At 68.0% G+C, this 16,556-nt stretch carries 16 protein-coding genes and 1 pseudogene; 12 read left to right on the forward strand and 5 right to left on the reverse strand.

All coding sequences use genetic code 11. From position 1 onward, the window contains the following. Positions 1 to 203: 203 nt before the first annotated feature. The 4 genes and pseudogenes from queA (at position 204) to queF (ending at position 3,168) form a co-directional block, all read left to right on the forward strand. Positions 204 to 1,274 (forward strand): tRNA preQ1(34) S-adenosylmethionine ribosyltransferase-isomerase QueA, encoded by a 1,071-nt coding sequence (gene queA / locus E2C05_RS13750; protein ID WP_133220239.1) that lies wholly within the window; start codon positions 204 to 206, stop codon positions 1,272 to 1,274. Continuing rightward, positions 1,271 to 2,440 (forward strand): tRNA guanosine(34) transglycosylase Tgt, encoded by a 1,170-nt coding sequence (gene tgt, locus E2C05_RS13755; RefSeq protein WP_133220215.1) that lies wholly within the window; start codon positions 1,271 to 1,273, stop codon positions 2,438 to 2,440. Before queA ends, tgt begins: the two co-directional genes overlap by 4 nt. Then, positions 2,437 to 2,634 (forward strand): annotated as a pseudogene (locus E2C05_RS35410) (helix-turn-helix domain-containing protein); the annotation flags it as partial. The gene tgt and the pseudogene E2C05_RS35410, both read left to right, overlap by 4 nt. 18 nt (positions 2,635 to 2,652) lie before the next feature. Continuing rightward, entirely contained in the window at positions 2,653 to 3,168 is a 516-nt protein-coding gene (queF, locus tag E2C05_RS13760; RefSeq protein ID WP_133220240.1) for a preQ(1) synthase, read from the forward strand. A gap of 393 nt (positions 3,169 to 3,561) precedes the next feature. Here the strand turns inward: queF and E2C05_RS13765 are convergent, their stop codons facing one another. Together E2C05_RS13765 and E2C05_RS13770 are read right to left on the reverse strand one after the other, a co-directional pair. Further along, on the reverse strand, positions 3,562 to 3,960 hold the full coding sequence (locus tag E2C05_RS13765) for a hypothetical protein (protein ID WP_133220216.1): 399 nt from the start codon (positions 3,958 to 3,960) through the stop codon (positions 3,562 to 3,564). A 352-nt stretch (positions 3,961 to 4,312) separates the two neighbouring features. Next, a complete protein-coding gene (locus E2C05_RS13770) occupies positions 4,313 to 5,335 on the reverse strand; it encodes a Bug family tripartite tricarboxylate transporter substrate binding protein (protein WP_133220217.1) in 1,023 nt (340 codons plus the stop codon). A gap of 274 nt (positions 5,336 to 5,609) precedes the next feature. Here E2C05_RS13770 and queG point away from each other — a divergent pair, with 274 nt between their 5' ends. The 7 genes from queG (at position 5,610) to E2C05_RS13805 (ending at position 11,558) form a co-directional block, all read left to right on the forward strand. Then, a complete protein-coding gene (gene queG / locus E2C05_RS13775; protein WP_133220218.1) occupies positions 5,610 to 6,701 on the forward strand; it encodes a tRNA epoxyqueuosine(34) reductase QueG in 1,092 nt (363 codons plus the stop codon). Continuing rightward, positions 6,698 to 7,402 carry a 7-cyano-7-deazaguanine synthase QueC gene (queC, locus tag E2C05_RS13780; RefSeq protein WP_133220219.1) on the forward strand — a complete coding sequence of 235 codons (705 nt, stop codon included), beginning with the start codon at positions 6,698 to 6,700 and terminating at the stop codon, positions 7,400 to 7,402. Before queG ends, queC begins: the two co-directional genes overlap by 4 nt. Next, the gene (locus tag E2C05_RS13785; RefSeq protein WP_133220220.1) at positions 7,395 to 7,934 is read left to right on the forward strand and encodes a 6-pyruvoyl trahydropterin synthase family protein; all 540 of its coding nucleotides are present in this window, start codon (positions 7,395 to 7,397) and stop codon (positions 7,932 to 7,934) included. The genes queC and E2C05_RS13785 overlap by 8 nt, the downstream gene beginning before the upstream one ends. Then, positions 7,931 to 8,563 carry a 7-carboxy-7-deazaguanine synthase gene (gene queE, locus E2C05_RS13790; RefSeq protein WP_133220221.1) on the forward strand — a complete coding sequence of 211 codons (633 nt, stop codon included), beginning with the start codon at positions 7,931 to 7,933 and terminating at the stop codon, positions 8,561 to 8,563. Before E2C05_RS13785 ends, queE begins: the two co-directional genes overlap by 4 nt. Beyond that, the gene (locus tag E2C05_RS13795) at positions 8,563 to 9,117 is read left to right on the forward strand and encodes a VUT family protein (RefSeq protein ID WP_133220222.1); all 555 of its coding nucleotides are present in this window, start codon (positions 8,563 to 8,565) and stop codon (positions 9,115 to 9,117) included. The genes queE and E2C05_RS13795 overlap by 1 nt, the downstream gene beginning before the upstream one ends. A 338-nt stretch (positions 9,118 to 9,455) precedes the next feature. Continuing rightward, positions 9,456 to 9,869, forward strand: a complete 414-nt coding sequence (locus E2C05_RS13800; protein ID WP_133220223.1) for a hypothetical protein — start codon at positions 9,456 to 9,458, stop codon at positions 9,867 to 9,869. Between the two features lie 393 nt (positions 9,870 to 10,262). Then, positions 10,263 to 11,558 (forward strand): tyrosine-type recombinase/integrase, encoded by a 1,296-nt coding sequence (locus tag E2C05_RS13805; protein WP_133220224.1) that lies wholly within the window; start codon positions 10,263 to 10,265, stop codon positions 11,556 to 11,558. Positions 11,559 to 11,651: 93 nt separating this feature from the next. On the opposite strand, the gene E2C05_RS13810 is transcribed toward E2C05_RS13805, so the two are convergent. The 3 genes from E2C05_RS13810 to E2C05_RS13820 form a co-directional block, all read right to left on the reverse strand. Then, positions 11,652 to 12,314 carry a hypothetical protein gene (locus E2C05_RS13810; RefSeq protein ID WP_133220225.1) on the reverse strand — a complete coding sequence of 221 codons (663 nt, stop codon included), beginning with the start codon at positions 12,312 to 12,314 and terminating at the stop codon, positions 11,652 to 11,654. 120 nt (positions 12,315 to 12,434) lie between these two features. Next, positions 12,435 to 13,115, reverse strand: a complete 681-nt coding sequence (locus tag E2C05_RS13815; RefSeq protein ID WP_133220226.1) for a recombinase family protein — start codon at positions 13,113 to 13,115, stop codon at positions 12,435 to 12,437. Between the two features lie 413 nt (positions 13,116 to 13,528). Beyond that, positions 13,529 to 14,554, reverse strand: a complete 1,026-nt coding sequence (locus E2C05_RS13820) for an AAA family ATPase (protein WP_133220227.1) — start codon at positions 14,552 to 14,554, stop codon at positions 13,529 to 13,531. A gap of 637 nt (positions 14,555 to 15,191) precedes the next feature. Between E2C05_RS13820 and E2C05_RS13825 the strand changes: the two genes are divergently transcribed. After that, the gene (locus tag E2C05_RS13825) at positions 15,192 to 16,523 is read left to right on the forward strand and encodes a tyrosine-type recombinase/integrase (RefSeq protein WP_205082820.1); all 1,332 of its coding nucleotides are present in this window, start codon (positions 15,192 to 15,194) and stop codon (positions 16,521 to 16,523) included. Positions 16,524 to 16,556 lie beyond the last annotated feature (33 nt).

The raw sequence follows: 16,556 nt of genomic DNA on the forward strand, positions 1-16,556 counted from the left end.
GCCCGCGGCGCCACGGCCTGCCTGCCGGACCCCGCCGCGTTGCCTTCCGGCCGCCCCGCCGCTAAGCCGCGCGGCGCCAGCGCCGGGGCAGGCGGCATGGCCGTGGCCGAGGGCGCCGCGGCCCCGGGCCCCGTGCCCCGCCGCCCCCACCCCCTGAAGGCTGCGTTCGCGTGTCCGACGCCCCCGACCCGTCCCTGCCCGCCCTGCGCACGGCGGATTTCGACTTCGCCCTGCCGGAGGCGCAGATCGCCCAGGCGCCCATGCGCCCGCGCGATGCCGCCCGCCTGCTGGTGGTGCGGCCGGATGGGCTGGAGGACCGGATCGTGCGGGACCTGCCGGACCTGCTCCGGCCCGGCGACGTCCTGGTGGTCAACGACACCAGGGTGATCCCGGCCCGGCTGCGCGGCCGGCGGGGCGAGGCGGCGATCGAGATCATGCTGAACCGGGCCGAGGAGGGCGGCATCTGGGAAGCCCTGGTCCGCAACGCCCGCCGGCTGCGCCCGGGCGACAGCATCCGGATCGAGGGCGCGGCCGACCTGCCCTGCACCGTCCTGGCGGTGGAGGGCGGCACCGCCCGGCTAAATTTCGGCCCGGACCCGGCGCGACTGGCCGCGGCGCTGGACCAGGCCGGCGAGGTGCCGCTGCCACCCTATATCGCCCGGCCGGAAGGGCCGAGCGAGCAGGACCGGGCGGACTACCAGACCGTCTTCGCCCGCCGCCCGGGCGCCGTCGCCGCCCCGACCGCCAGCCTGCATTTCACCGATGCCATGCTGGCGGCGCTGGAGGCGCGCGGGGTAAGCCGCGCCACGGTGACGCTGCATGTCGGCGCCGGCACCTTCCTGCCGCTGCGGGCCGAGGATCCGCGCCGCCACCGGCTGCACGCCGAATGGGGCGAGGTGACGGAGGCGGCCGCGGCGCGCATCAATGCCGCGCGGGCCGGGGGCGGCCGCATCGTCGCGGTCGGCACCACCGCGCTGCGGCTGCTGGAGACGGCGGCCCAAGGGGACAAGGATGGCATGGAGGATCCCAGGCGGCCGGTGCGGCCCTTCCGCGGCCTCACCGACCTCTACCTGCTGCCCGGCCACCGTTTCCGTGCCGCCGACCTGCTGATGACCAATTTCCACCTGCCGAAGAGCACGCTGTTCATGCTCGTCTCGGCCTTCGCCGGCACGGCGCGGATGCGCGCCGCCTACGACCATGCCATCGCCCAAGGCTACCGCTTCTACAGCTATGGCGATGGCAGCCTGCTGCACCTGGCGGAGGACGCGCCGTGACCCTGCACTGGACCCGGCTGGCAACGGATGGCGCGGCGCGCCGCGGCGTGCTGCACACCGCGCATGGGCCGGTGGAGACGCCGGTCTTCATGACGGTCGGCACCGCCGGCACGGTGAAGGCGATGACCGCCGACGCGGTGCGCAGCACCGGCGCCCCCATGGTGCTGGGCAACACCTACCACCTGATGCTGCGCCCGGGGGCGGAGCGCGTCGCGCGGCTCGGCGGGTTGCACAAGCTGATGGACTGGCACGGCCCGATCCTGACGGATTCCGGCGGCTACCAGGTGATGAGCCTGTCCGAGCTGCGGCAGATGGACGAGCAGGGCGTGACCTTCCGTAGCCATGTGGACGGCTCGAAGCACCGGCTGACGCCGGAGCGCAGCGTGGAGATCCAGCGCCTGCTCGGCGCCGACGTCACCATGTGCCTCGACGAATGCACGCCCTTCCCGGTGGAGGAGGCGGCGGCGGCCACGTCGATGCGGCTGTCCATGCGCTGGGCGCAGCGCTGCCGCGACGCCTTCGTGGCGCGGGAGGGGCATGGGCTGTTCGGCATCGTCCAGGGCAGCACCTACCCGGCGCTGCGGGCCGAGAGCGTGGCGGCGCTGACCGACATCGGGTTCGAGGGCTATGCGGTGGGCGGCCTCGCGGTCGGCGAGGGGCAGGCGGCGATGTTCGCCGTGCTGGACTGCACGGTGCCGCTGATGCCCGCCGATGCGCCGCGCTACCTGATGGGCGTCGGCACGCCGGCCGACATCGTCGGCGCGGTGCGGCGCGGCATCGACATGTTCGACTGCGTCATCCCGACGCGCAGCGGGCGGACGGGCCGCGCCTATACCAGCCGCGGCGTGCTGAACCTGCGCAATGCCCGCCACGCCGAGGACCCGCGGCCGCTGGACCCGGCCTGCGGCTGCCCCGCCTGCACGCGGCACAGCCGCGCCTATCTGCACCACCTGATCAAGGCGGAGGAGATGCTGGGGCCGATGCTGCTGACCTGGCACAATGTGCAGTACTACCAGGACCTGACGCGCGGCCTGCGGGACGCGATCTCGGCCGGCGGGCTGGACGCGCATGCGGCGGCGCTGGAGGCCGCCTGGGCAGCGGGGGATGCGCCGCCGGACGACGCGGCGGGAGAGGAACTGGCCGAGGACCGGGAGGCGCTTCGGTGACGGACGACGCGAACGGACCGACGAGGGAGTTCGGGGCTCGCCTGGAACAGGCGCGCACTCAGGCCGGATTGACTCAGCGCAAGCTTGCGCAGGCGACAGGCGTCTCGCACGGCGCGATTGGGCTGCTCGAAACCGGCAAGAGCCTGCCTTCCGCAAGCCACCTCACGCGGCTGGCTGAAGTCCTTCATGTTTCTGTGGATTGGTTGCTAGGCATGCAGGATCTGCGTCAGACGGTCCAAGAGACGTCATCGGCATCCGAAGCTCGGGCAACGACCGACACCTCCGGCCTCACGCTGCTCGGCCGCGCCGCCAGCCTGCCGGACAGCCCGGAGCAGGCGGTGCTGGAACGCGTGCCGAACCCGCATCCGGGCATCGCCTACCTGGTGCGCTTCGCGGCGCCGGAATTCACCTCGCTCTGCCCGCTGACCGGCCAGCCCGACTTCGCGCATCTGGTCATCGACTATGTCCCGCGGGACTGGCTGGTCGAGAGCAAGTCGCTGAAGCTGTATCTCGGCGCCTTCCGGAACCACGGCGCCTTCCACGAGGCCTGCACGGTGGCGATCGCCCGGCGCCTGGTGGACACGCTCTCGCCGCTCTGGCTGCGGATCGGCGGCTACTGGTATCCGCGCGGCGGCATCCCGATCGACGTCTTCTATCAGACCGGCCCGGCGCCGGAGGGGGTCTGGGTGCCGGACCAGGGCGTGCAGCCCTATCGCGGGCGGGGTTGATAACAGGCGGGCGAAGGTTCCACCTTGGTTCCGCTCAGATGCCGGGCGGGCCGCCGTCGCGGCCCTAGGCTTCGCCGTACCGGCGGCGCTTATCCAGGCGCTCGGCCCTTCGGGCCAACCGGAGGAACCCCGCAGGCAGAGTGTGACCCCGCCCGCGCTTTGCCGTCCGGGGACGCGCCATCCGCCACCGGGCCATGACCCGGCCTGTGGCGATTCCGGGCATGAACGAGTTCGCCGCCGACGGCCCGACCGCCACTCCAAGGCCGGAACGTCCGCGGCCCCAACGATCGTGCCCGGGATCCGCCGGACCTGCCGTCCGCGTGGCCGGCTGCCTGCCTCGGCAGCGAATGCGGCCGGGGCATGCGACGCCGCGTGCGGACCAGGCAGCCCTGCTCAGGATTTTCCGTAAGGGAATTTCTGGAACGTCAGGTAGTGCGTGGACGGGTCATTGAGGCCGCCCGACCACCACACGCGGCGGTCGTCACCGGCGCGAAGGCAAAGCCGTACGTCCGGCGTCGCCTTCAACGCGATCTGGTCGTCGATGAAGAGAACCGGATCGCCCTCCATGTTGAACGCGCAGTCACGCCAGCTGGCACGCCCCCCATAGTTGGCGAGCTCCTTGGGATTAATCGCGAGAGGGAAGTTACCCGACGGAGCCTGCAAGTGTTGTTGCTCTGTATGGAACATATGTACGGCCGAATCCGCATATAGAATGACATAATTGTCGCCTGAATAGCTCAGCCATAAATCTCCACCAGAGTAACCCGGATAGCTTGCCTTCAGGATAAACATATTGCCCCCCGCATTGACGCCGATGTCTCGCTCGGAACCGATAAAGGCAACCGAAACACCGGCAGAGATGCAAATTTTCAGCAAAACTGCCGGACGTTACGCAGGCTATCATTCAATCGAGGATCTGTCTTCATGTTTTTCATAGTTTCTTTATGCGCAAAATCAGAAATGCCAGTTGATGTTTTTGACATGCCGCTGCTGCGGGGCGGTGCCTGCGGCCGGTGCGCCGCCAGGGCATCCCCGAGGGATGATCTGGCCGGTCCCTGGCCCTGCAGCGGATTGGCGTTCAGGTTTGAACGCAATCCGCTGCAGGGCTCGGAACACGACCCTCGCGCGCGCCTGCGGCCGCGAGTCACTCCGCCCGGATGCCCGCCTCCCGCACGATCTTCCCCCACTCCGCATGCTCGCGCCGCACGCGCGCGGTGAACTCCTCGATGCCGCCGCCGCCGATCTCGTCGCCCCGTTCGGAGATGCGCGTCCGTGCATTCTGGTCGCGGCAGGCGATGTTCAGCATGGCGTTGATGTGCTGCGCCAGCTCGGCCGGCAGGCCGCGCGGGCCGAACAGGCCGATCCAGGCCGCCACCTCGAAATCCGGCAGCCCGGCCTCGGCCGCGGTCGGCACGTCGGGGAAGGCCGGGATGCGGTTGCGCGACGTCACCAGGATCGGCCGCAGCTTGCCGTCCTTGACGAAGTCGAAGACCAGCGACGGCGCCTCGAACTGGGTCTTGTAGCGGCCGGCGATGAAGTCCGGCAGCGCCGGGCCGCTGCCGCGATAGTGGATCAGGTTGAAATTCGGGTTGCCCAGCCGCGCCCGCAGCTTCTCCGACACGCCATGCGCGATGCCGCCGGCGCTGGTGGTGCCCATGTCGATGCCGTTCGGCTGCTGGCTGCGCATCCAGGCGACCCATTCCTGGAAATTGCGCGCCGGCACGTCCGGATGCACCAGCAGCAGCAGCGGCGACTGCAGCATCAGCCCGATGGGCACCAGCTCCAGCGGGTCGAAATTCATCCCCTGCATGGTGTGCGGGTTCAGCACGAAGGTGCCGATATTGCCGACCGTAAGGGTGTAGCCGTCCGGCCGGGCGCGCAGCACCTGCTCGACGGCGATGTTGCCGCCGGCGCCGCCGCGGTTCTCGATCGGCACCGGCTGGCCGATGGCGGTGGAGAAGGGCGCCTGCAGCATGCGGCCGGCGAAGTCGGTCTGGCCGCCGGGCGGGAAGCCGACGATCCAGTTCACCGGCCGGTCCGGCCAGCCGCCCGGGCCGCGTTGCGCCTGGGCCCGGGCCGCGCCGGGGATGCCCAGGGCCGGCAGCGCCAGGCCCCCGGCCGCCAGCCCGAGAGCGGCGCGGCGCGGGATGCGGGGATGCGTGGTCATGCCTCTCGATCTCCTCCCTGTGGCGGCGCGCCCCCGGGGCGGGGGGGCGCCGCTTCGTCCTGGCTGGCGGGGCGGTGGCCCGCCCCGGCGCGCGGGCCGCAGCGCCGCGCATGACGGAACGTTAGCCATGCATCGGCCGGCCGTGCCAGCCTTGGCGGCGCGCGAGAGGCGCGCGGCGGCGGTTCCCTGCCGGGCCGATCGGGCCTAAGGACCGCGGCGATCCCAGCCACCCCTGCAGCCGGGCGCCCGCCGGGCGCGCCCCGCGGATGCCGGAATGCCCGAGGCCCCTGTCCCCTCCCCCTCCGCCGCCGATGCCGCCGCCCGCGATGCCATCCGGGCGGAGGCGCTGCGGCTGGGCTTCGATGCGGTGGGCTTCACCCAGGCGGTGCTGCCGGACGCGGTGCGGGCCGGGCTGGACGCTTTCCTGGCCGAAGGCATGCACGGGACCATGGGCTGGCTGGCGGACCGCGCGGCGCAGCGCGCCCAGCCCCGCACCCTGTGGCCGGAGGCGGTGAGCGTCATCGCCCTCGGCCTCAATTATGGCCCCGACGAGGACCCGCTGGCGGTGCTGGCGCGGCGCGACCGCGGCGCCATCAGCGTCTATGCCCAGGGCAAGGACTACCACGACGTGGTGAAGTCCCGGCTGAAGGCGCTCGGCCGCTGGATGGCGCGGCGCTTCGCGGGCACCGAGCTCAAGGTCTTCGTCGACACCGCCCCGGTCGCCGAGAAGCCGCTGGCACAGCAGGCGGGCCTGGGCTGGCAGGGCAAGCATACGAACCTGGTCAGCCGCGGCCATGGCTCCTGGCTGTTCCTCGGCGAGATCTACACCACGCTGGACTTGCCGCCGGATCCGCCGGAGCACGACTATTGCGGGTCCTGCCACGCCTGTCTTTCGGTCTGTCCCACCGAGGCCTTCCCGGCGCCCTACCGGCTGGATGCGCGGCGCTGCCTCTCCTACCTGACGATCGAGCATCGCGGCCCGATCCCCGAGGAATTCCGCGCCCCCATGGGCAACCGCATCTATGGCTGCGACGACTGCCTGGCGGCCTGCCCCTGGAACAAATTCGCCCGCGCCCATGCCGAGCCGGCCTTCGCCCCGCGCGCCACGCTGCGGGCGCCCCGGCTGGCGGACTTGGCCGCGCTGGACGATGCCGCCTTCCGCGCGCTGTTCAGCGGCAGCCCGGTGAAGCGCATCGGCCGCGACCGCTTCGTCCGCAACGTGCTGGTCGCCATCGGCAACAGCGGCGACCCTGCGCTGCGCCCGGTGGCGCAGGCGCGGGCGGAGGATGCCGATCCGGTGGTGGCGGAGGCGGCGCGCTGGGCGGCGCTGCGGCTGGAGGACAGGTCGCGGGAGGCGGGGGCATGAGGGACGACGCGGCGCTGGTGCTGTTCTCGGGTGGGCAGGATTCCGCCACCTGCCTGGCCTGGGCGCTGGACCGCTTCGCGCATGTCGAGACGCTGGGCTTCGACTACGGCCAGCGGCACCGCGTGGAACTCGAGGTCCGCGCCACCTTCCGCGCCCGGCTGCTGCGCGAATTCCCGCACTGGGCCGCGCGGCTGGGCGAGGACCATGTGCTGGCGCTGGACGCGCTGCGCGCCGTCTCCGACACCGCCCTGACGCGCGACACGGAGATCGCGATGCAGGCGGACGGCCTGCCCAACACCTTCGTCCCCGGCCGCAACCTGATCTTCGTCACTTTCGCCGCCGCGCTGGCCTATCGCCGCGGCCTCAGGCACCTGGTCGCCGGCATGTGCGAGACCGACTATTCCGGCTACCCCGATTGCCGCGACGACACGCTGAAGGCGCTGCAGGTGGCGGTGAATCTCGGCATGGAACGGCGCTTCGTGCTGCACACGCCGCTGATGCGGCGGGACAAGGCGGCGACCTGGGTGCTGGCGGACCGGCTCGGCGGCGCCCCGCTGGTCGAGGCGGTCCGCGAGGACACGCATAGCTGCTACCTCGGGGACCGCGCGCAGCGGCACGACTGGGGCTATGGCTGCGGCGCCTGCCCGGCCTGCGACCTGCGGCGCCGCGGCTGGGACGCCTGGCGGGGCGCGCATGCTTGAGCTGGTCTTCCGCCGCCGCTTCGCCATGGCGCATCGCCTGCTGCTCGGCGGGTCGGAGCAATGCGCCGTGCCGCATGGCCATACCGAGACGGTCACCGTGCGGCTGCGCGCGACGGGCCCGGCGCCGCTGGACGGCGCGGCGAACATGGTCGAGCCCTTCGCGCGGGCGAAGGGCACCTGGCATCGCTGGATCGACACGCGGGTGGACCATGCGCTGCAGCTGGCCGCGACCGACCCGCTGCTGCGCTGGTTCCGGGCGGAGGAGCCGCATCGGCTCGACCGCATCCTGGTCACGCCCGGCGATCCGACCACGGAGCTGCTCTGCTGCCTGTTCGCCGCCAAGCTCGGCGCCTTCCTGGCGGCCGAGGGCGGCCGGCTGGCGGTCGCGGCCGTGGAGATCGAGGAGACGCCGACCAACAGCGTCCGCTTCGCGGGCGACCCGCTGGACTGGCTGCCGGCGCGGGAGGGCTGGTGGCGCCGGCCGGACATGAGCATCAACGACATCGCCGTCCCCCGGGATCGCGCCGCATGAGCTATGCGGTGAAGGAGATCTTCCCGACCCTGCAGGGCGAGGGCGGGCAGGCAGGCCGCGCCTCGGTCTTCTGCCGCTTCGCCGGCTGCAACCTCTGGAGCGGGCGGGAGGAGGACCGCGCGGCCGCGGTCTGCCGGTTCTGCGACACTGATTTCGTCGGCACCGATGGCGCGGGCGGCGGCCGCTTCGCCGATGCTGCGGCGCTGGCCGGGGCCATCCTCGCCGCCTGGCCGGGCGGCGCGGCGCATCGCCACGTGGTCTTCACCGGCGGGGAGCCGCTGCTGCAGCTCGACGCGCCGCTGGTCGCGGCGATGCATGCCATCGGCTTCGCGGTCTCGGTCGAGACCAACGGCACCGTCGCGCCGCCGGCGGGGGTGGACTGGCTCTGCGTCAGCCCGAAGGCAGGCGCCCCGCTGCGGGTGACGCAGGGGGAGGAGCTGAAGCTGGTCTTCCCGCAGCCCGGCCTGATGCCGGAGGCGGTGGAGGCGCTGGACTTCCGGGATTTCTACCTGCAGCCGATGGATGGGCCGGACCGCGCCGCCAACACCGAAGCCGCCGTCGCCTATTGCCTGGCGCATCCGCGCTGGCGGCTTTCCCTGCAGACCCACAAGCTGATCGGCATCCCCTGATGCGCGCCGGCCGCGCCGAGGGCTTCCTCTGCCTCGCCCTGTTCGGCCTCTGCATCCCGGCGGCGAACTGGCTGATCGGCCATGCCGGGACGACCTGCGTGCCGCAGGGCCCCTGCCTGATCCCCGTGGCGCCAGGGATCATGGCGCCATCGGGCGTGCTGATGGTGGGCGCGGCGCTGGTGCTGCGGGACCTGGTGCAGCGCCGCCTCGGCCTCGGCTGGGCCTTCGGCGCCATCCTGGCGGGCACGGCGCTGTCGGCGCTGCTGGCGCCGCCGGCGCTGGTGCTGGCCTCCGCCGCCGCCTTCCTGCTGAGCGAGGCGGCGGACCTGGCGATCTACACGCCGCTGCAGCGGCGCGGCCTGGTGCGGGCGGTGGCGGCCAGCAGCGTGGCGGGGCTGCTGGTGGACAGCCTGGTCTTCCTCTGGCTGGCCTTCGGCAGCCTGGACTTCCTGGCCGGGCAGGTGCTGGGCAAGCTATGGCTGGTGCTGCTGAGCCTGCCGCTGCTGCAATGGCTGCGGCGGCGGGATGCGCGCCGCGGCCTCACGCCGGCCTGACCGGCATGGCGGGGCACCGCGGCGCCCGCGCCGCGCTGCAGCCGGCACGATGCGTTGGATCATCCTCCTCGCGCTGCTGGGCGCCGCCGGCTGCGGCGCGCTGCAGCCTGCCACCACCCCGCCGACCTATGGCAACAGCAGGGGCAGCAACAGCGGTGCCTGACCCCGTCCGACGCACGGCGCACCCAGCCCCGCCAGATGCTTAGGTGTTCACAGGTCTGTGATCAATATTGTTGCAGTTTGATGGCAGCCGGCCCTAGCGTCGGGACGGCCGGGCGGCGCGTTCGGCAGCGCGCCGCCCGGCCAAACCGCAATCCTGGGATTGGGGGACCCGGATCATGGCTGACACGCAGCTTAACGCTGGCAACAGGCCCGGTGGCATTGGCCTTGAGGCCTATACGACCATCGCCCTGGAGATGATCCGCGGCCGGGTGCAGCACCTGACCGATGGGCTGGACGTGGCCGGCGCCACCTTCGCTTCCGGCATCGACCGATGCTGCCCTGCGGCCTGCGACCTAAGCGGCTTCGACGCGCATCGGTGGGTTCTGCGCAGCCTGCTGGCGGAGGCGCTGGACCTGCTGGCGGAGATGAACCGGATGCGCGACATCCAGTGGCACCTGCCGCGGGCGGCGGGGCGCCACCGGGCGCGGCCGGTGGCCTCGCCGCGCCGGCCGCGAGCGCTGACCTACTGGCCACCGGTGCGGCGGCGGCCCCGCCGCGCTGCCGCGGAATGCCTCGGCACTCCGGCCTGACGGGCCGGGCGCAACAAGCGGGCGGGGGCCTTCCGGAGATCAAGCGGGAGGGGGCCACCGGCCCTCATGTGGGAGCGGGCCATCCGGCCCTCAGTGGGAGGGGGCCATCCGGCCCCGGCGCGCTGCGACGTGTGTACAGAGACCGCCGGCGCACCCCTTCCGGCTCCCGCACCCATCTATCGGCAACCGGGGGTTGGGCTCGACCGCCCGGGTGCCTCAACCTGACGTCGCGCGGCGGAACGGAAGCCGGCAGGCCAGGGCGGGAGGGGCGGTGCGGAAGTGGCGTCCCCAACGGGAGGGGATGACCAAATGGTAGAACATGTTGATTTAGCTTTATATCAGAGGCTTCTTGGGCTAACGTAGGTGGAACTTGTAGGTGGAACTCCTTTCCCGATGGCCGACTTCCTAGAGCTTCAGCGCCGCCGTTGGTACGCCGTTTGGGACGTACCCCAGGACTGCCGCCATGCCTTCAACGGCAAGAAGCGGCTGAAGCTGAGCTTGGGGGTAGACTCGCGGCGTGAAGCCCTGGCCCGGGTCGGTCCGGTAGTCGCAGGATGGAAGCGCACTGCTGAACAGGCCCGGGGTGGGGGCGACAGCCTAGCAGCAAGAGCTTCCTTCTTTCGGGAGGCGCTGGCGAAGGCTGCTGACCAGGATGAGCGTGAGGCCATCCTGGACCAGATTGGCGACCTTGCTGATCAGATTGACCCTGGTCCGTTGGAGGGACAACACGGCAGTCACGATGACCGCCCAGACGCATCGCGCTTCTATGGGTTGGCCACAGGGAAGCTGATTGAGATTGCGCCGATGGTTGAGCCATGGCTGGCCTCCCGGCATGTCGCCGAGAAGACCAAAGCGATGGACCGTTCTACGGTTAAGCTGTTGGTCGCCCGGCACCGCACTGTGCAGGAGGTGGACCGAAAGGCGGCATCCCGGTTCACTGAGCAAGTGCTAGGGAATGGCCGCAAGGCCGCAACTGTCCGCCGCATGGTGACCGGTCTCAGTGCCTTCTGGCTGTGGCTTCAGAACCGGGGCGACTACCCGGAGAACCAGCGGAGTCCATGGGAAGGACAGGCGCCAGCTAAACCGCGAGGACGGGGCGTCTTCTCGGATAATGATGCAGATCGCCGACCATTCACCGAACAGGAGGCCCGACACTTTACTGCCGCAGTCGACGCTAGGGCAGCGAAGCACCCTGTCGACGCTGAGGTGGTGCGAATCATGGCCGTGACCGGGGCACGCTTGGAGGAAGTCTGCGCCCTTGCCTGTAGCGACATACGAGTGGTCAACGGTGTGGCATGGCTGACTGTACGAGAGGGAAAGACCGCTGCCGCATCACGCCGCATCCCTGTGGTCGCGCCAGAGGTCTTGGAAGCCTTGCAGGCTCGCCTGAAGGCCCCTGCCTTGCCCCTCTTCCCTGAGTTGAAGAAGGACCGGTACGGGAACCGGTCTGCTGCCCTCTCCAAAAGGCTCGGTCGTCTTCTGCGCAAGGCCGTGACCGACAAGGACCTCGTTGCTGCGCATGGTTGGCGGCATCGGGCCAGAACGCTTGCGGAGCATGGCGGGATTGAGCCTTGGATTGCCGATGCCTTCATCGGGCACGAACGACCGGGCGAGGGTCTGTCCCGGTACAGCAAAGGTCCGTCCGACGCCGACCTGCTTCGGATGGCCTGGGCTATCCCGCTTCCTTGATCGCATTTGGCAGCAGTGGACTTTCCATAGCTTCCTGTCTTCTTTCGAAATGGGCGATCCGTGAATCAGGCACATACGTAGTCGCTATATCTGCTAAAGTGCCACGTCTGTTATTCCGGCTGGTGTCTCTTGTGGTCCAGATCGAGACAGCACATCAAAGATCATGTTGAGATGATCGTCAGTAATGCGCAACGATGCCGCATCGACTTTAGAAATGCTCCCTTCGAAGGTGATTGTTGGAAATAATTTGTCTAGAAACGGTGACAACTCAACCCAGTGCCTCTCATTATCGTGCTTCAGAAAAGTGGCCAACAGATAGACTGGCCGCAGATTGGCATGCATTGGAAAATGAAGCCTCTTCAAGGCTTTTTCGAAGTCACCAAAGCTCTGGAGATGTTTACCGCCGCTTTCACACCCAGCATCATTCGCATTTCTAGATGCTTTACGATTAAGGTGCTGGATGGAACGCTCCCAAAGATGAAATGCGGTGATTACGAAACCTCGCCGAAGTTCTTCTGAAGCCAGCATATTGTTTTCAATCTTATGCTGCAGCAGTTGATCCAAACTCCAGATTACACATCCGTCTTCGTCCTCCTGTCCCTCGAAAAGGCCGCCCTCCTCGTATTCCGTTAGTTTCATCTTCAAAGCATTATTATTGGATTCGATACCTCCGAGCGCAGCGGTGATACCACCACGGAGCACGAGAAAACCATTCTGAAAGTCGTAGGCATCAAAATCGAACGGAAGCGCTACCATTTTCCTCCCCCAAAAAGATCGCGAATGTACGGCTTGCAACAGCCTTTGGTCGCATTTCTGGTTTGACACATAGTCCCGCTTGGCGCGGGAGAAAGTGAGGCTTGTTGGCCTCCCTATGGGTCACTCCGCAGGCTTGCTCAACAGCACCCTGCGCACCCCTGCTGCCGTCCAAGTTGCCCCTTGGGGTGTCGCCAGCCCTTCAGCGTCCAAGGCCCTGGCAACCTCTCTGAGCGAGGCGCCAGCCCCTCTCAACGCCTCCACCCTGGGCAGCACATTGAATGCGAACTGCGCTGCCTTCCTCTGCCTAGACACTGCCGCAGCCGCCCGTACAGCGTCGCCTGGGCCTGTCCGTGGTCGGTAGCCCCTGTCACCTCCAAGCTTCACACCACGGGCCTTGGCGGCTGCTAATGCGGCCTTGGTGCGGGCGCTAATCATCCGAGCCTCCTCCTCCGCTACCACCGCCATGATGCCGATGGTGAGCCTGTTGGCGTGAGGCATATCCACTGCCACGAAGTCCACACCTTCCCGCTGTAGGCCCAGTAGGAAGTGCGCATTGCGGGCCAAGCGATCCAGCTTCGCCACCAGCAGCGTCGCTCCAGTCCGCTTGCACTTCTCCAGTGCCTTCCGCAGTTCCGGCCTGTCAGTCCGTTTCCCACTCTCTGTCTCCACGAAGATCGGCGCCACCAATCGGTCACCCGCCTTCAGGAAGCCCTCAATGGCAGTCTGCTGCGCCTCTAGGCCCAGCCCCGACCGTCCCTGCTTGTCAGTGCTGACTCGCAGATATCCGACAAACGCGCCCATTTTTCGGCTTGCCTCCGTCTGTATCACTTGACTCCAACGGGCGTTGCCCTGTGGTGATACAGTCCAGATAGCCGCATTAAGTGGTCTACCCCCATCCGGGACCCACTTCAAAAAAGCCGTACGTCTTCCTTATTGTTATTATCGGCTTCAGATCAGGGAGCCTCAATGAATGAGCCTTAACCCGTGGCCACTGGGGAAATGGGAGCAGTTGCAGAGTTGCACTCCTATAGTAAGAAACAACTTGCAACCGCTCCCTTCGGTCGCTCCGCTCATTCTAGTCCTGCACCCCAGGTGAACCAATGCTCCCCATTGGGACACCGCAGGGGACGCCGCAGGCGGACACGGCGAGGGTGGCGCCAGCAGCCCTCAGGGGTCTTCCAAGGGCTGCCCGCAACCTTCAACTCAGGATCGATCTACAAGGTTAGGTCGGCAGACCCGATGGCTTCGTCAGCCGCCTCGCCAGCCTGCTTCAAGCACTCCCTAATGTGTCGCTGGGAGGTCGCCCCCGTGGCATAGGCCCGTTTCAGCAAACGGCTCGCCTTGGTCTCCTCGATGCCAACCGAGACTGCTGCCTGCTGCTGAGTCCTGAACCGGCAGGTCTCAATGGCTCGGATAAGGCGAGTAGTCTCGTCATCCTCATCCTCCGCGACGTGCCACCCGGACCCGTCCAGCGTGAACACCCTGGGCACCATCATGTCCCCGGCCTTGGCCCGGAACTTAGTGAACTCCAGGGAGAAGCACGCCTGCCCCATGGCCGAGCCTTCGGGCTTCTTCAAACCGATGGCAACTTCGAAGGTGGTCATTAGGGAGGTGCTACCCCGATAGGTATTTCCGCCCTTGTTGGAGTGATGGACCAATAGGACGCCAACTTCAGTCCGCTTCAGGTCCATCAAGAACGCCAGCACCGGCTTGGTCGCCTCTACGCTGTTCTCGTCTCCCATGGTGTCGGTGAGGGTCGTCACGTTGTCCAGAATAAGGAAGTCGACGTTCGCCTTGCGGATGTAGGTCGAGAGTTCCCGCTGCGTCCGGCCATCGGCAATGTCGTAGAACGGCGAACCAGGGTCCTGAAGCTGCCGCGCCCGAATCTCGATGTTGTCCAAGGCGACGTCGATGTTGATGCCCTCCACCGTGTGGGCCAGGAAGGTCAGGCGCTCTGCAAGGTCTTCGCCCCGCATTTCACCATCAACGATCAGCACCTTGCGAGGCGTATAGGCTTCCCACCCAGCGAACTTGCCGCCGCCTGCCACCATGAGGGCGAGGGTGAGGCTCAGCATGGTCTTGCCGACCCCAGGCGCCGCCCAGGCCAAGGCTGACTCCCCCTTGCGGAGCCAAGGATGGATAAGGAAGTCCCTGGCAGGCCACTGACGGCTGGTAAGCTGCCGGGCGGTGAACGAGCGAATGCCATCGTGCAGGGGTGCCTGCATCGTCGTGAGAGTCATTGGTGATCCTGGGTTTTTGGATGGACGGGGACACAATGCCCCCCCCCCCCGCTGTGGGGCTAATGCGGCTAGAGAATGAAAACTCAACAGCCGCGAACCAGAGATGGTGCCAAATCAGGGCGACTGGCGGTGTCTCTGTTATCAACGGCCGAAATGCGAGACAGGCCCAACCCAAGTAGTTTGTAACAGCGCTATTGCCGTCGCACTCAGGGTGATTGGCGTCTTCTCTAGTTCCTGCGTCTCTCTCACGAAACGCACCCACTCTGCCGTTCTCTTTCAAACGGACAGATTCGTTCTGACCACGATAGGCAGGCACATACGCCTGCTGATCACTCATTCAAGCGTAGGGGGAAAGAGTAGGTGGAAGGCGTCAAGCGCCTCGGTCAGAAACCCAGCAAAATCAGCCGTTTAAAGGCGACACTGAGAGATGGCGTCCCCAACGAACGCCAATATTCTGGACCAAGCTGTATCACGCCGTTTCATCTAGCTCGCTTAAGTCTGGTCAAAACAACGCGTTCCTGCGTCATTCCGCCTCACATCGTTTCACACTGGCGCAAGTCGGATGTGGGGGATAGTGTGGGGGACGAGTTTCGGATGTGGGGGACGGGCGATGAAGCGGGCTGCCAAGCCTCTCGACGTGAAGGGCATCGAAGCCCTTAAGCCGCGCGAAGCTACCTACCGCGTGTCTGACGGCGGCGGCTTGCTTCTGGAGGTGCGGCCCACCGGAGCGAAGGTTTGGCTGTGCCGCGTCATGGTTGCCGGCAAGCGCCGCGACATGGGGCTAGGCGGCTTTCCCAGCGTAAGCCTCAAGGCAGCCCGGGAAGCCGCCCGCCTCGCACGGGTGACGGCACGAGAGGGCCTGGACCCGATCGAAGAACGCGACCGCAAGGCCCGTGAGCAGGCGGCGGAGCGCGAAGCTGCGACAGAGGCCGAAGCCCGGACCTTCAAGGCGGTGGCGCTGACCTGCATCAAGGCGCAGTCGCCCGGCTGGAAGAACGGCCGGACAGCGGACCTTTGGCAGAACTCGCTTGAGAAGCACGCCTTTCCGACGCTGGGGCAGATGCCGGTGGCCAATGTGGACCGCGCTGCGGTCCTGCGCGCAGTGGATGCGGTGTGGACCTCGCGCCCTGCCACTGGCCGCAAGGTGCTGCGCCGGATCGGCTCAGTCCTGCGCTACGCCGCTGCCCATGGCTGGCGGGCGAACGACAACCCGGCTGAGGCGAGGATGCTGCGCCATGCCGGCCTGCCGGCGCTACCGGGCGGGCGGAAGCAACCTTCCCTCCCCTGGCAAAAGGCCCCGGCCTTCATCAAGGCCCTCGATACGATGCCGGGCCTGGCACCGCTGGCGCTGCGCTTCACCATCTTGACCGCGCTGCGCTCTGGCGAGGTTCGCGGCGCCCGCTGGTCGGAACTGTCATTCGACGGCGGCGCGTTGTGGACCGTCCCGGGCGAGCGCATGAAGGCCAAGAAGGCCGCCGATGTGCAGCCCCATCGCGTTCCGCTGTCACCCGCTGCCGTCGCCACCCTCGCCCGGGCCTACACCGAAGCGACCGGGACCGCCGCCAAGGTGGACGACCTGCCGCGCCTCGCCGCCCTCATGGGCAATGCCTTCATCTTCCCCAGCGCCAAGCGGACCACACCGCTGTCCGATATGGCGCTGTCTGCCGTGATCCGCCGCATGAATGAGAAGCGGCCGGAAGGCGTAGCCGCGCCCTGGCGCGATGCGGACGGCCGGGAGGCAGTGCCGCACGGCTTCCGCGCCACCTTCCGCACATGGGTGGACGACACACGGCCGGCCGATAGCGACGCGGCGGAAAAGGCGCTGGCCCATGAGGACGCGAACCAAGTCCGGGACCGCTACCGCCGGTCCGACCTATACGACCGGCGAGTGCCACTCATGGAGGCGTGGGCGGTCCATTGCGAGGGCGGGAAGGAACAGACTGCATCCCGGCGTAGCGCCGCCGGGTGACGCTACGCCGTGCCAAAAGCTTGGATCGGCACC

Origin of the sequence: Paracraurococcus ruber, assembly GCF_004353985.1 — a bacterium.
GTDB lineage: Bacteria > Pseudomonadota > Alphaproteobacteria > Acetobacterales > Acetobacteraceae > Paracraurococcus > Paracraurococcus ruber.

Excerpts from the sequence above, each read along its gene's own strand:
- queF (WP_133220240.1), top strand. The coding sequence starts at position 2,653 with ATGCAGGATCTGCGTCAGACGGTCCAAGAGACGTCATCGGCATCCGAA.
- E2C05_RS13765 (WP_133220216.1), bottom strand. The coding sequence starts at position 3,960 with ATGTTTATCCTGAAGGCAAGCTATCCGGGTTACTCTGGTGGAGATTTA.
- E2C05_RS13770 (WP_133220217.1), bottom strand. The coding sequence starts at position 5,335 with ATGACCACGCATCCCCGCATCCCGCGCCGCGCCGCTCTCGGGCTGGCG.
- queG (WP_133220218.1), top strand. The coding sequence starts at position 5,610 with ATGCCCGAGGCCCCTGTCCCCTCCCCCTCCGCCGCCGATGCCGCCGCC.
- queC (WP_133220219.1), top strand. The coding sequence starts at position 6,698 with ATGAGGGACGACGCGGCGCTGGTGCTGTTCTCGGGTGGGCAGGATTCC.
- E2C05_RS13785 (WP_133220220.1), top strand. The coding sequence starts at position 7,395 with ATGCTTGAGCTGGTCTTCCGCCGCCGCTTCGCCATGGCGCATCGCCTG.
- queE (WP_133220221.1), top strand. The coding sequence starts at position 7,931 with ATGAGCTATGCGGTGAAGGAGATCTTCCCGACCCTGCAGGGCGAGGGC.
- E2C05_RS13795 (WP_133220222.1), top strand. The coding sequence starts at position 8,563 with ATGCGCGCCGGCCGCGCCGAGGGCTTCCTCTGCCTCGCCCTGTTCGGC.
- E2C05_RS13800 (WP_133220223.1), top strand. The coding sequence starts at position 9,456 with ATGGCTGACACGCAGCTTAACGCTGGCAACAGGCCCGGTGGCATTGGC.
- E2C05_RS13805 (WP_133220224.1), top strand. The coding sequence starts at position 10,263 with ATGGCCGACTTCCTAGAGCTTCAGCGCCGCCGTTGGTACGCCGTTTGG.
- E2C05_RS13810 (WP_133220225.1), bottom strand. The coding sequence starts at position 12,314 with ATGGTAGCGCTTCCGTTCGATTTTGATGCCTACGACTTTCAGAATGGT.
- E2C05_RS13815 (WP_133220226.1), bottom strand. The coding sequence starts at position 13,115 with ATGGGCGCGTTTGTCGGATATCTGCGAGTCAGCACTGACAAGCAGGGA.
- E2C05_RS13820 (WP_133220227.1), bottom strand. The coding sequence starts at position 14,554 with ATGACTCTCACGACGATGCAGGCACCCCTGCACGATGGCATTCGCTCG.